Raw genomic sequence first — 13,817 nt, forward strand, 5'->3', positions numbered from 1 at the left:
CGCCTTCGGCTTCAAATCACCCGACGCCCTCATCGCCCTGGCCATGCTCAGCCTCGGCGGCCACAAACCCGCACTCCCCGGCCGGGTTTAACCCACGGAAGCAGCAGGAGAGCCAAAATCTCCGTCGAATTCGTTCGGCCGGGGGCCGGCGGCGGATGCTTCGCGATGGGTCGGGAGGTTGGGGCGCCTTCAGGCTGAGCCAGCAGCAGCCCCAGCAACAGCAACAGCAACCTCAGCCTGCAGCGGAAGCGCCCGGAAGCTCTCGAAGCGGCGCAACTCCCCGTCGATCGGATCGGTGAAGGTCACCTCGCTCGCCAGGAGCTGCAGCGGGCGGGTGAAATCGTCGAGCGCGACATCCTGAACGACCGGGTACACCGGGTCATCGATGATGGGGATCCCTAGGCCCAGCATGTGCATTCGCAGCTGATGGGTCTTTCCGGTGCGCGGCGTCAGCCGATAGACGCCCGTGTGCTGCAGAACGGTCTCCAGCTCGATCAGCGACTCGGCATTGGCCGGGTCGTCGGTCACCTCGGCTTGCCAGTGGCCGCGCCTGCTCGTGAGGTGGTTGCGCACGGTGACGGGCAAATCCAGATCCGGCCGCAGCGGGGCCAGCGCCCGGTAGGTCTTTTCGACCTCGCCGCGTTGGAACATCGATTGATACTCCCCACGCCAGCGCCGCTCCGTCGCCAGAACCACGAGGCCCGATGTCACCCGATCCAGGCGATGCAACGGCGAGAGCTCGGGAAGTCCCAACTCGGCGCGCAAGCGCACCACCACACTCTGTACAACGTGTCGGCCGCGCGGAATGGTCGAGAGAAAGGCCGGCTTGTCGATCACGACGAGTCGGGCATCCCGATGCACCACGTGGATGGTCCCGGGCACGACTGTCTCATCGGCGAGATCGCGATGAAACCAGACAAAGGTACGCGGGCCGTAGGGGTCGCTGCCCACGACCAGCGCGCCCGACTGATAGGCGAAGCGTTCCCCGGCCAGAAACCCGGCGACATCGACAAACTCGGCGAGTCGCTCGAGCAACCACGCACCCATGGTCGGCCACGGATGCGGCCCGGCCCGGCCCCCATCCGGCGTGCATACCCAGGCAGCGTCAAGCCCGTGGCGCTGTGGCAACGGGGAGGGCGGTGGCATTCACCGATCGTACGCCGCCCGGCAACCGCTCCACCAACTCGGAGACACCGGCGGCGAGCCGAAGCACATGACTGCGAAACCCTACAGGTAGTATGTGAATCGCACCCCAACCACTAGATGTGGTTCTTTCGCCCGACTCAGCGTCCCGCCCGATTGCCGTGGGTACCGACCCAAGGAGATGGCAGCGCGTGCTGAAAATGGAAAATCCCGGCGCAGGAAACCTCACGACCGAGCATGCTCTGGGCGCGCTCATGGTGGCCAAACGGGACGGCCGCCTGCTCGCCTTCGACAACGCCCGCATCTACGCGGCACTGGCCAAGAGCTTCACCGAGGTGAACGGCGAGTTGACCCCGCTCACGCACCGCACCATCCGTGACCTGGTCGCTCGCGTCGACCGCGAGATCGCCTCGCGCTTCGCGGTCGACATCAAGATCTACGAGGTGCAGAACATCGTGGAACACGCCCTGCTGGACAGCAAGGAGTACGACGCCGCCGAGGCCTACATCAACTACCGCATCCAGCGGGACTTCGCCCGCAGCAAGGCCACCGACATCAACCACTCGATCATAAAACTGATCAGCAAAGACGAGTCGGTCGTCAACGAGAACGCCAACAAGGACAGCGACGTCTTCAACACCCAGCGCGACCTGACCGCCGGCGCGGTGGGCAAGGCCATCGGCCTGAAGATGCTGCCCCCGCACGTCGCCAACGCCCACCAGAAGGGCGACCTGCACTTCCACGACCTCGACTACCACCCCTACGCGCCGATGACGAACTGCTGCCTGATCGACTTCACGACGATGCTGAGCCAGGGCTTCCGAATCGGCAACGCCGACGTCAACCCGCCCCGGTCGATCCAGACGGCGACGGCCCAGATCTCGCAGATCATCGCCAACGTGTCGTCGAGCCAGTACGGCGGATGCTCGGGGAACCGCATCGACGAAGTTCTCGCCCCCTACGCCGAGAAGAACCTCGAAAAGCACCTGGTCGACGCAGGCAAGTGGATCGCGGATAAGTCGCAGCACCGGTCCTATGCCGAGGAGAAGACCCTCAAGGACATCTACGACGCGATGCAGAGCCTCGAATACGAGATCAACACCCTGTTCACCTCGAACGGGCAGACCCCCTTCACCTCCCTGGGCTTTGGCCTCGGCACCAGCTGGTTCGAGCGAGAAATCCAGAAGGCGATCCTACAGATCCGGATCGAGGGGCTCGGCAGCGAGAAGCGCACGGCAATTTTCCCGAAACTGATCTTCACCATCAAGCGCGGCCTCAACCTTGCACCGAACGACCCGAATTACGACATCAAGCAGCTTGCGCTGGAATGTTCCACCAAACGCATGTACCCCGACATCCTCAACTACGACAAGATCGTCGAACTCACCGGCAGCTTCAAGGTGCCGATGGGCTGCCGCTCGTTCCTGCAGGGCTGGACCGACGAGCAGGGCAACGACGTCTCCGAGGGTCGGATGAATCTCGGAGTCGTGACGCTCAACCTGCCCCGGATCGCCCTCGAGGCCGCCGGTGACAAGGACAAGTTCTGGAGCATCCTTGCCGAACGGGTGAGCACGGCGCGCGACGCCCTGCTCTTCAGAATCGACCGGTGCAAGGAAGCGACCCCGGAGAACGCCCCGATCCTCTACATCTACGGCGCCTTCGGCCAACACCTGAATGCCGGTCAGCCCGTCGACACCCTCTTCAAGAACAAGCGCGCCACCGTTTCCCTCGGCTACATCGGCCTCTACGAGGTGGCCGCGGCCTTTTACGGCGGTGACTGGGAGTCCAATCCCGAGGCGAAGGACTTCACCGTCGAGATCCTGCGCACGCTCCATGGGCGCACCCAGGAGTGGAGCACCGAGTACGGCTACCAGTTCAGCGTGTACTCGACGCCGAGCGAGAGCCTGACCGACCGGTTCTGCCGACTCGACACCGCGAAGTTCGGCGCCGTGGCAAACCTCACCGACAAGGACTACTACACCAACAGCTTCCACTACGACGTGCGCAAGAGCCCGACGCCGTTCGAGAAGCTGGACTTCGAGAAGGTCTACCCGGCGTACTCCTCCGGCGGGTTCATCCACTATTGCGAATACCCGATCCTGCAGCAGAACCCCAAGGCACTCGAGGCGGTATGGGACTACTCCTACGATCGCGTCGGTTATCTGGGCACCAACACTCCGATCGACCGGTGCTACGCCTGTGGCTTCTCGGGCGACTTCGACGCCACCCCGCGTGGGTTCGAGTGCCCCGAGTGCCACAACGCCGACCCGATGACCTGCGATGTCGTCAAGCGCACCTGTGGCTACCTCGGCAACCCGCAGGCCCGCCCGATGGTGCACGGCCGGCACACCGAGATCACCTCCCGGGTCAAGCACATGCCGGGCGCCACCGGCATCCGTGGGGCGGATGCCGCGGCATCCGTCGCCGTGGATGCGTAACCCCCGGCCCGGCGAGTGGCTGTCGGAGAAACTGAGCCAGCGGTACGTCGGCGACTACAAGCCCTTCGTCTTCGTCGACGGCGAGGGGGTGCGGTGCAGCCTGTACCTGTCCGGTTGCCTGTTCGCCTGTGAGGGCTGTTTCAACGAGGCCACCTGGAGTTTTCGCTACGGGCAGCCGTACACCCAGGAACTTGAGGATCGGATCCTGGCCGATCTCGGCCAGGAGTACGTACAGGGCCTCACCCTCCTCGGCGGGGAGCCGTTCCTCAACACAGGGGTGTGCCTGGCCCTCCTCGACCGCGTGCGCCGGGAGTTCGGCACGTCGAAGGATGTGTGGTGCTGGACCGGCTACACGTTCGAAGAACTGTTGCGGGAGAGTGCGGACAAGCTGGCCCTTCTCGGCACGATCGACGTTCTGGTCGACGGTCGGTTCGAACTGGCCAAACGCGACCTCAAACTGCAGTTCCGGGGCAGCAGCAACCAGCGGATCATCGACGTTCAGGAGTCCCTGGCCAGTGGACAGGTGACGCTGTGGGGCGGGCTCACGGACGCGACCGGCACCTTCGAACAGATCGAGAAACGGAACCTGATCTAGGTCAGAACAGCGGCCAGGGCACCGCGGGCATGTCGCCGCGCGGCGCCGGGAACCGCCCTTCGGAGCGCAACCGGTCGCAGCGTGCAGCCAGTGCGGCGATCTCGGCGTCGGTGAGCAACCCGGCGAGGATGTCGCCGAGCTCGCCGGTCAGCTGCGCACTGACCCGGTCGATCCCGTCCAGCTCGTCGGCGATGAGCTCGTCGCCCAGCCAGCCCCAGAGCACGGTGCGCAACTTATGGTCGACGTGAAAGGTGAGGCCGTGGTCGATGCCGTGACGGTGCCCGTCCGGCATCGCCAGGATGTGGTCGCCCTTGCGATCGGCGTTGTTCACGATTATGTCGAACACGGCCATGCGTCGCATCGCGGCCGAGTCCTCATGGATGAGGGTCACCGCACGATTGTGCTCGTCCCGGCCGTCGAAGACGCGACGCCAGCCCGGGGTCGGCGCGGCTTCCCACGGGACGAGGTCGACGGCATCCTGATCGGGATCGGTATGCTGCCACAGCTGCACCATCCCCCGGCCCATCGGGCCACCCCGCAGCCAGGTCCGAGGCACGACGTTCCAGCCGAAGGCCTGCGAGACCAGGTAGGCCGCGGCCTCGCGGTTGGCGAGGTTGCCGTCGGGAAAGTCCCACAACGGATTCTCGCCGGCAATGGGCTTGTAGACCACCGTGAATCCGCCGATAGTGCCGAGGAAGGTCGCGTTCGAGGCCGTCGTGATGCGTCCCGTGAGCTCGAGCTCACCGTCGAGCTCACCGTCGAGGGCGGCATCGTGCATCAGGGGCTGCCGGGGAGGGTGCAGGTGTGTCCGTCGGCGTCGATGGGGTTGCCGCAGAGCGGGCAGAGGGGGCGGCCGGCCCCCACCACCTCGCGCGTGCGCTTGGCGAAGGCCCGGGCGGTACCGACGGGCATCCGTACCAGGAGCATCTCCGCCGGCTCCTGCATGATCGCGTCGAGCAGATCCTCGTCGGGCACGTCGTCACTGGCCGGATCGACTTCCACGAGCGGATAGGCCTCAAGCACGACCTGCACGGTCGAGGGGTCCCAGCCCAGGCTCATCCCGCCGGTGCGGAATTCCTCCGCGACGGGCTGATCCAGCGGCTCGTTGTCGACGAGTTCGACGGGGGTAGTGCTTGGGATGCTGAACGGGTTGCCCTCATGGCTCATCAGCTGGTCGAGCATCTCATCGATTTTCTCGGCGAGCAGCGCGGATTGTTGTTTCTCCAGGGCGATGCTCACAATCTGAGCTCCGGTGCGCACCTGCAGGTAGAACGTGCGAGAACCAGGCGGACCGACGGTGCCGATGACGACACGATCCGGCCAGGCAAACTCATGGACGATTGTGGGCATGTGGGTATTTTAGGCGACCGTTGTGTGCGGCGCCTGACCAGCCCCGCCACCCACCGGCGCGTCGGCCAGAGGGGCGCTGGCGCCGAGCCAGGCGAGGTCGCCGGCATCCGTGTTGATAGCGTGCACGCTCGGCCGGCTGGTGCCGAAGCGCACGATCGAAACGGATGCCGGACCCACGTTGATGCGCTGAAAGAGGTCGAGGTGCATGCCGAGCGCATCGGCCAGAACGGACTTGATGATGTCGCCGTGGCTGACCGCCACCCACACCGCGCCCGGACCGTGCTCGGCCTCGAACGCCGCATCGTGACGACGGATGGCCGCGACCGACCGGGCCTGCATGGTCGCCATCGACTCTCCGCCGGGAAAGGTGACGGCCGACGGCTGAGACTGCACTGACGACCAGAGCTTCTCCTTGGCGAGATCGCCGAGGGCTTGGCCCTGCCACTCACCGTAATCGCATTCGGTGATGTCCTCCTCCACCGGCGTCACGAGCGAGCCGGCCTGCTGATCCAGGATGAACTGAGATGTCTGCCGGCAGCGCTCCAGAGGACTCGACACCACGCCGACCAGCGGCACCACGGCCAGGCGCTTGGCCGTGAGGGCGGCCTGGTCTTGCCCGATCTGGTCGAGTCGAACGCCGGCAGCGCGGCCGGCCAGCATTCCGGTGGCATTTGCAGTGGTGCGGCCGTGCCGCACGAGGATGACTGTGGCCATGGGTACAGCCTAGACAGGCAGGGTGGGAACGGAGCCCGGCCAGACGATCTGATGCTTGAGGAAGCCGGATGTCACGTCGCGTCCTCCAAGCTGACCGCCGACACCGTCCACGCGGTGCAGTCAGCTGGACTCTCCGTGACTCAGTCGGTCGGGTCGGTGATGAACCCCTCGTCGATCATCCAGGCATAGGCCACATCAGCGGGTTCCTTCCCGTCGACGTCAACCTGACGGTTCATGCCGCGCAGAACCTCGTCGGTGAGCTTGGGCGAAATCCGGGCGAAGATCTCTTCCAGGCCGGGGGTGGCCTCGATCGACTCGGTGAAGAAGACCGGCGCGACGTTGTACGCAGGGAAAAACGCGAGATCGTCGATCAGAACTGTGAGGTCGAGCGCGTCGAGTCGACCGTCGGTCGTGAAAACCTCGCCGAAGTTGCAGGCGCCGTCGTCGGTCGCGCTGTAGATCGCACCGGTGTCGTAGATTCCGATGTTGCCATTGGGCACCCCGTCAGCGGCGCCACGTTCGAGTCCGTAGTGGGCGAGCATGGGGTTCATGCCGTCCGGCCGGGAGTTGAATTCGGATTCGACGCAGAAAGTGCGATCCTCCACCGGCAACGCAGCGAGTTCGGACATGGTCGTGATGCCGCCGAGCTCGGCGACCGCCTCACTGCGCACAGCCAGGGCATAGGTGTTATTCATCGGGGCCGGTGCGCCCCAGGTGATGCCGTTCTGGATGTCGATGTCATACACGGCTTGCCACATTTTGTCTTGGTCGGCGATCGACTCATCCTGACCGAGGTAGGTCAGCCAGGCGGTTCCGGTGTATTCCCAGAGCATGTCGGCCTGACCAGAAAGAATCAGCTCGCGGGTCGGCTGGCTGCCGGGCAGATTGCTGAGGTCTGTGACGTCGAATCCCGCGGCGGTCCCGGCGAGCACCGCGATCTTGCCGAGCAGTAGCTGCTCCGTGAAGTTCTTGGACGTGACCGTGAGGTCGACGCCCTCGGCGCCCTCGAGCGGGGTGATCGACCCAGGTCCGACCGCGGGAACGTACGAGGTTGCCGGCTTCAGGCCGCAACCGGTCAGAGCGACTGCGGACAGGGTGAGGAGACCGGCTACCACCCCCCAGCGGCCGAGGGACGTGAGGCGGGTGCGAGAAGACGAGCGATACATCTAGAGTCCCTTCGGGCGGGCGATGTGTTCCACAACGCGGCCGACCCAGTCGATGAGCAGGGCGAGCAGAGCCACGAGCAGCGCTCCGGTGACGAGCACGGGGGTGAGGCTGAGATTGACGCCCGTAGTGATCAGGATGCCGAGTCCGCCGCCGTTGACGAACGTGGCCAGGGCCGCGGTGCCCACCAGCAGAACGAGAGCGGTGCGCACGCCCGACAGCATGACCGGAACGGCGAGCGGGAGCTCCACCCGAAACAATACGGCGGCGGAGCTCATGCCCATGCCTCGTCCGGCCTCGATGAGGCGGGCGTCGACCTGCTGCAGGCCCACCATGGTGTTGCGCAGCACCGGAAGCGCGGCGTAGAGCACGAGACTCAGCGTCGCGGCCCAGAAGCCGAAGCCGACCCAGAACGCGAGCAGCACGACGACGCCGATCGCGGGGGCCGCCTGACCGAAGTTGGCGATGGCGAGCACCGGAGCGGTCAGAAACCGCAAGGGTCTGCGGGTCAGGGCGATTCCCAAGGGAATCGCGATGACCAACACGATCACCGCGGCGAGCAGGGTGAGCTGGATGTGCTCCACCGTGTAGACCCAGAGCGCGCCGGGAGCGAGGGTGGTGAGCACGATCGGCGACAGGTTGGCCGTCAGCAGCCAGATCACGAGCGCCAGGAACGCGAGCAGGATGCCGGCCAGCTGGTAGACCAGTCCCCGCCAGGATCGCCACACCGTGCGCGCACGGCTGACCGGTACGCCGGTCGCAGTCGGGTCGCCCGGCGTTTCAACGGCGGAATCGCCGCCGGCAAGGCCCGCCTCTGTATGCGGGGTGCGGGTACTCACTGAACGGACCGCGCGTCAGCGCCGCTGGGATCGGTCTCGATCAGGTCTGCCTCGGCGGCAGACACCTGCGCCTGGAACAGGCCGGTGTTCAGCCCGACGGGGGCCTGGTCTGACTCAAGCACGGCAGCGGACTGTGACCGGGTGATGGCGTCCATCACGGTTTGAACGTCGATGACGCCCTTGAACATGTCGCGGCGGCCCGTGACGAGCGCGGCCCCGGCGCTCGAGACGAGCATCGTGTCGAGCGCGTCATTGAGAGTAGCCCGCTTGCCGACGAGCGGAAGTTTCGGGTCGGGAACGTCGCTGATGACCTCGAGGCGGCCGAGCTGGCGCGCGGAGAGCCACTGGATGGGTCGGCGACGCTCATCGACGATGACCGCGTGGCCGTGGCCGGTCTCGACGACGCGGGCCAGCACATCCGCTGCCCGTTCACCGGGTTTGCCCACGACGGCGTCGCTGAGGCTGACCTCCGCCACCCGGGTCAGGGTGAGCTGTTTGAGGCCGGCGCCGGACCCGATGAAGTTTTCGACGAACTCGTTGGCCGGGTCGCCGAGGATGCGTTCCGGAGTGTCGTACTGCACGAGCTGGGCACCCTCGTTGAAGATGGCGATCCAGTCGCCGAGCTTGACGGCCTCGTCGAAGTCGTGGGTCACGCAGACGATGGTCTTCTGCAATTCTTCCTGGATGTTGAGCAGTTCGTCTTGCAGGCGCAGTCGGGTGATCGGGTCGACGGCGCCGAAGGGCTCGTCCATCAGAAGCACGGGCGGGTCGGCCGCGAGGGCGCGCGCCACGCCGACGCGTTGCTGCTGGCCGCCGGAGAGCTCCTTGGGGTATCGGTCGCGGTAGAGCGCCGGGTCGAGGGAAACAAGCTCGAGAAGCTCGTCGACGCGGGCCGCGATGCGGGCCTTGTCCCAGCCGAGCATCTTCGGCACGATGCCGATATTGGTGGCGACTGTCATGTGCGGGAAAAGTCCTCCGGCCTGAATGACATAGCCGATGCCTCGGCGCAGAGTGTCGCCGTTCATGTCGGTGACGTCGTCGCCATCGACGACGATGCGCCCCTCAGTCGGTTCGATAAGCCGGTTGATCATCTTGAGTGTCGTGGTCTTGCCGCAGCCCGAGGGACCGACGAGCATCACGATCTTGCCGGCCGGGATCTCCATGGTGAGACCGTCGACGGCGGGGCGCGCCTGGCCGGGGAACCGCTTGGTGACGTGGTCCAACAGGATGCTTGCACCGGTGATGCCGGTGGGAGTGACGGATTCTTCGGTGCTGCTGGATTCAGCAGGGTTGGATGCAATGTACTCAGACACGGATACCTCGAGGTGTGGTCAGGCGGCCGAGGCCGACGAGAAGGAGATCAAGAATAAGGGCGAGCACGACAACGCCGATGACGCCCGTCAGCACTGACTCGAGGGAGTTGGCGCCGCCGAGTCGGGATAGGCCGGAGAAGATGAATCCACCCAGGCCCGGGCCGAGGGAGTATGCGGCGATCGCGGCGACACCCATGACCATCTGAGCGGATACCCGAACGCCCGTGAGGATGATCGGCCAGGCGATCGGCAGTTCCACCTGCAGGAGCGTGCGAAACCGGCTCATGCCGATGCCGCGGGCGGATTCCACGATCGATGGAGCGATACCCGACAGGCCCACGACCGCGTTCCGCAAAATGGGCAGCGTGGCGAAGAACGCCACCACGACGACGGCCGGAAGGACACCGAAGCCGAGCGGCGCGATGAGCAGTCCGATGAAGGCAAACGACGGGATGGTCAGGCCGATGGCCGACACCGAGTTGGCGATCCCGGTGAGCGCGGAACTGCGGTAGACGAGTGAAGCCAGCACGACGGCAATGACGGTCGCCAGGATCAGGCACTGAACGACAAGGCTGAAATGCTGCCAACTGCTGAATAGGATCTGCTCATACTGATCCCCTAGAAAGTCCAACACATCAAAACCTCTTCGAGTTGAGAACACACTGATTCACCGCCACCGGCACGGGCACAATGGGAGGCGCGGATGCCGAACTGGATGGGGACGCAGGCTGTGAGCCTTCGGTGAGGGTTGCTGAGCATTCTCGCACGGCCACCCCCCTATTGCCGCAGCGAGATATAACGGACCGGTGTGCGCCTGACTGGCCGACTGGATGCTCCTCTAGGGTGTGAACACCGTTTACGTCAGGAAGCAGCTGAATGAATTTCGATCTCGCAGGCAAGACCGCCCTCATCACCGGCGCCAGCTCGGGCATCGGCAGTCACTTCGCCCGAGCCTTCGCCGCGACGGGGACGAGCCTCATTCTGGTGGCCCGCCGAACCGAGAAATTGGAGGCTCTCGCATCCGAATTGCGCAAGCAGAACGGGATCGACGTCCACGTCATTTCGCAGGACCTGAGCGAGCCCGGTGCGGCCGCCGCGGTCGAGCACCAACTCCTCGACCAGCAGATCACCGTTGATGTTCTCGTGAACAACGCCGGCTTTGGAACCAATGCGCGCCTGGTCGACGAAGACCGAGCCCGCCTTCACGCGGAAATCGCTCTGAACGTCAGCACGCTGGTCGACCTGACGGCTGCCTTCCTGCCGGGCATGGTGGCCCGAGACTCGGGCATCATCGTGAACATCGCCAGCACCTCGGCGTACCAGCCCGTGCCCGGGATGGCGGTCTACGCAGCCACGAAGGCGTTCGTCCTGTCGTTCACCGAGGCCGTCTGGGGCGAGACCCACAACACCGGAGTGCGGGTTTTCGCGGTGAGTCCGGGGTCCACCGACACTGAGTTTTTCGACATCGCCGGTTCGCAGTCACCCGGCAAGCGAGTGCCGGCCTCGAATGTCGTCGACGTGACCCTGGCTGCCATCAGCGCCAGAAAATCGGTGCCGTCCGTGATTGTCGGTGCGCGCAACAGAATCACCGCATCGCTCGTCACGTTCATCCCGCGCAGAACGGTGATCACACTTGCCGGTACGATCTTCCTTCCCCGGGGCTAGCCGATCGGTCTGTGGCTTTCCGAAGGTCAGGTCCAGTGCCAGGTCGAGACCAAATTCGGCCAGGGCACCATCGGCCGGCTTTCGCCTCGCGGGGCACTTCTGACGCCGCCGCGGTGAAGTGAGCGACCGGGCGCGCGTCGTGACCTCGAGGCCGACGGCAACCCCGCATCCCGCTTTTCGTTCTGACCAGACATAGGCATTTCAGTAACTGAAATGGCGTTCCACGCAGTCGGGACTAGAGCAGCGGTCCGCGCCGCGCCGATAGCCCGGCGAAGAGGGCGTGCAACAGCGGGAGCGCGGACACGGCTACGAGCACCGTTCCGAGCACGACATCTTCGGCACGAAGCAGAATGCCGCCGATCAGCAGAGCGGCGAAGAGGATTGCCGAGACGATCTGACGTGCGGTTCGCTCGATGATGACCAAGCGACGCTCGATCCGGGGAGTCTGCACCGAGACGGTACCGTCGTCGAATCGCGTCGTGAGGCTGTCGAGCCGCTGGGGAAGCCGCGCGATGATGGCCGCAACCGACGCCACTTGCTTTGCGGTCGCCTGCACCACGTTCCCGCCCTCGGCGCGGATCAATTGGGCGGAATATGGCTCGACGGAATTCCAGATATTGAAGGCGGGGTCGAGCGAACTGCACATTCCCGAGGTCAGCGACATCGCGCGCACGATGAGCAGAAAGTTCTCCGGAAGCTGAAACGGCAGCGAGCGCACCACATCACCGAACTCGATGGCGAAGGCGCGGAACTCGCGCGGGTCGACATCCTGCAACTCGGCGAAACCCATCCCGCCGAAACGGGCGAACAGCTTCGTCATCGCGCGCTCGAGTTCGGCGGTGTCAGCGGACGGCAGGAGCACACCCACTTCGCGGATGCCGTCCACCATCCCCTTTCCGTCCCGTGACGCGGCGGCGATGAGCAGATTCACCAGGCCCCGACGCAGGACATCGGGCACGTCGCCCATCATCCCGAAGTCGATGAAGGTGAACTTCCAGGCCCGGCCGTGGTCCGCTCCGGGTACACCGGCGGCGAGCGGCGTGACGAAGATGTTTCCGGGGTGCGGGTCGGCGTGGAAGTAGCCATTGACGAAGAGCTGGTCGAACATGACCGCCGCGAAGTCCTCGGCAACTTCTGACGGGTCGATTCCGGCTGCCCTCAGACCGTCGACGTCATTGATCTTGATCGCGGTCACGTCTTGGAGGGTCAGCACGCGCCGCGTGGTGCGCTCCCACACCAATTCGGGAACGCTGACCCGGGGGTCGTCTGCGAAGTTCCGCTCGAACCGTTCGGCGCTTGCCGCCTCGTGCAGGTAGTCGATCTCCTCAAGACTCGTGAACGCGAACTCCTCGACCAGGGCGGGCATGTCGACGCGATCCGAAACGAGACGCACGTGGCTGAGCCAGCGGGCAACACGTCGGAGAGCGCCGAGGTCGACCTCGACGATCTCGCTGATGCCCGGCCGCTGAATCTTGACGACGACGTCGAGCAGGCCGGTCTCGGCGGCATCCAGTTCCGACAGCCGAGCGCGGTGCACCTGACCGAGGGATGCTGCGGCCAGCGGCGAGGGATCGATGTAAGAGAACGCACGCTCGAGCGTCACACCCAGCTCGGCTTCAGCGACGGCCTGGATCGCCGGAAAGGGCACCGGCGGAACCTCGTCTTGCAGACCTTCGAGCTCTTTCGTGATCTCCGGCGGCAGCACGTCGAGGCGCGACGACATGAACTGGCCGACCTTGATCATGAGGCCACCCAGGTCGACCGCGAGCACGTGGAAGCGCTGCGCGATGTGCTGCAGTCGCGCCGATCTGCTTCGTGCCGCGACCCGCGCGAGCCCGACCCGCGGGAGAAGGACCTCGTAACACCACGTCTGCGCCAAATACAGGGCGGCGAACCGCAAAATCCGGCGGTAGCGGGCACGCAAGTCCGCGACGTCGGTCATCTGATCTCCGTGATGCCGACGTGCTGAGGGCACTCGGTCAGTCCTGGGCGAGGATGGCGTACAGCTTGCGACGCGCCTCATCCAGGATGGCGACAGCCTGCTTCACCTGCTCCGGGTTGCCGGATCGCGCGACCTGCGCGGCGGCCTGAGCCAGGTCGATGCCGGCCTTGGGCAGCGCGGCCGCCCGCCCGGTGTCCCGAGCGCTCTGGGCCTCCCACGGGGCCGGCTGGTCGGCCATGGCATCCGCTACCCCGCGGCCTTCGTCCGTGAGCGAGTAGGTCTTGCGACCGTTGGACTCCTCGGCGTTGATGAGGCCCTCGTCCGCAAGCAGCTGAAGCGTGGGATACACCGAGCCGGGGCTCGGCTTCCAGGCGCCATTGCTGCGTTCCTCGATCTCATGAATGATCTGATAGCCGTGCATCGGCTTCTCGGCGAGCAGCGCAAGCACCGCCGCACGCACGTTCCCGCGTGCCATTCTCGGACCGGCCTTGCGGTCGAACTGTCCGCGCAGCTGCTCCATGGCATCCCACATTCCGCTGGGCCAGCCCTCACCAGCACCGCCCCGGCGTGCCCTGAACCCGTCACCCATAAATGAACCACTCATGATGTCCTCCTCAGCGCCGAAGCCATCCGGCTCGACGATAGTTAACGATA

At 65.3% G+C, this 13,817-nt stretch carries 13 protein-coding genes; 3 read left to right on the plus strand and 10 right to left on the minus strand.

Going from position 1 to position 13,817, the window contains the following annotated elements; translation table 11 throughout:
• Window positions 1–189 precede the first annotated feature (189 nt).
• Entirely contained in the window at window positions 190–1,035 is an 846-nt protein-coding gene (locus E3O28_RS14950; RefSeq protein WP_241973156.1) for a pseudouridine synthase, read from the minus strand.
• 308 nt (window positions 1,036–1,343) lie between these two features.
• Here E3O28_RS14950 and nrdD point away from each other — a divergent pair, with 308 nt between their 5' ends.
• Together nrdD and nrdG are read left to right on the plus strand one after the other, a co-directional pair.
• Window positions 1,344–3,581: an anaerobic ribonucleoside-triphosphate reductase gene (nrdD, locus tag E3O28_RS14955; protein ID WP_104101561.1), complete on the plus strand. Its 2,238-nt coding sequence runs from the start codon at window positions 1,344–1,346 to the stop codon at window positions 3,579–3,581.
• Entirely contained in the window at window positions 3,574–4,176 is a 603-nt protein-coding gene (nrdG, locus tag E3O28_RS14960; protein WP_134401141.1) for an anaerobic ribonucleoside-triphosphate reductase activating protein, read from the plus strand. Before nrdD ends, nrdG begins: the two co-directional genes overlap by 8 nt.
• Before the next feature lies 1 nt (window position 4,177).
• Here the strand turns inward: nrdG and E3O28_RS14965 are convergent, their stop codons facing one another.
• The 7 genes from E3O28_RS14965 to E3O28_RS14995 form a co-directional block, all read right to left on the minus strand.
• Window positions 4,178–4,954 carry an SCO1664 family protein gene (locus E3O28_RS14965; RefSeq protein WP_134416634.1) on the minus strand — a complete coding sequence of 259 codons (777 nt, stop codon included), beginning with the start codon at window positions 4,952–4,954 and terminating at the stop codon, window positions 4,178–4,180.
• Window positions 4,954–5,526 (minus strand): DUF3090 domain-containing protein, encoded by a 573-nt coding sequence (locus E3O28_RS14970; protein WP_104101569.1) that lies wholly within the window; start codon window positions 5,524–5,526, stop codon window positions 4,954–4,956. Before E3O28_RS14970 ends, E3O28_RS14965 begins: the two co-directional genes overlap by 1 nt.
• 9 nt (window positions 5,527–5,535) lie before the next feature.
• The gene (locus E3O28_RS14975; protein WP_104101572.1) at window positions 5,536–6,240 is read right to left on the minus strand and encodes a histidine phosphatase family protein; all 705 of its coding nucleotides are present in this window, start codon (window positions 6,238–6,240) and stop codon (window positions 5,536–5,538) included.
• A 140-nt stretch (window positions 6,241–6,380) separates the two neighbouring features.
• On the minus strand, window positions 6,381–7,406 hold the full coding sequence (locus E3O28_RS14980; protein ID WP_104101575.1) for a glycine betaine ABC transporter substrate-binding protein: 1,026 nt from the start codon (window positions 7,404–7,406) through the stop codon (window positions 6,381–6,383).
• Complete coding sequence (locus tag E3O28_RS14985) at window positions 7,407–8,075, minus strand: ABC transporter permease (RefSeq protein WP_233191449.1); 669 nt, start codon at window positions 8,073–8,075, stop codon at window positions 7,407–7,409.
• 164 nt (window positions 8,076–8,239) lie between these two features.
• Entirely contained in the window at window positions 8,240–9,487 is a 1,248-nt protein-coding gene (locus tag E3O28_RS14990) for an ATP-binding cassette domain-containing protein (RefSeq protein ID WP_104171244.1), read from the minus strand.
• A gap of 61 nt (window positions 9,488–9,548) precedes the next feature.
• A complete protein-coding gene (locus E3O28_RS14995; protein ID WP_104101578.1) occupies window positions 9,549–10,190 on the minus strand; it encodes an ABC transporter permease in 642 nt (213 codons plus the stop codon).
• Between the two features lie 242 nt (window positions 10,191–10,432).
• Between E3O28_RS14995 and E3O28_RS15000 the strand changes: the two genes are divergently transcribed.
• A complete protein-coding gene (locus E3O28_RS15000; protein ID WP_134416636.1) occupies window positions 10,433–11,221 on the plus strand; it encodes an SDR family oxidoreductase in 789 nt (262 codons plus the stop codon).
• A 235-nt stretch (window positions 11,222–11,456) separates the two neighbouring features.
• Here the strand turns inward: E3O28_RS15000 and E3O28_RS15005 are convergent, their stop codons facing one another.
• Both E3O28_RS15005 and E3O28_RS15010 read right to left on the minus strand, forming a co-directional pair.
• Window positions 11,457–13,163: an AarF/UbiB family protein gene (locus E3O28_RS15005; protein ID WP_134416638.1), complete on the minus strand. Its 1,707-nt coding sequence runs from the start codon at window positions 13,161–13,163 to the stop codon at window positions 11,457–11,459.
• 37 nt (window positions 13,164–13,200) lie between these two features.
• On the minus strand, window positions 13,201–13,767 hold the full coding sequence (locus tag E3O28_RS15010) for a PadR family transcriptional regulator (protein WP_104101585.1): 567 nt from the start codon (window positions 13,765–13,767) through the stop codon (window positions 13,201–13,203).
• Between the last annotated feature and the right edge of the window lie 50 nt (window positions 13,768–13,817).

Source organism: Cryobacterium sp. TMT2-14 (assembly GCF_004402465.1).
GTDB lineage: Bacteria > Actinomycetota > Actinomycetes > Actinomycetales > Microbacteriaceae > Cryobacterium > Cryobacterium sandaracinum.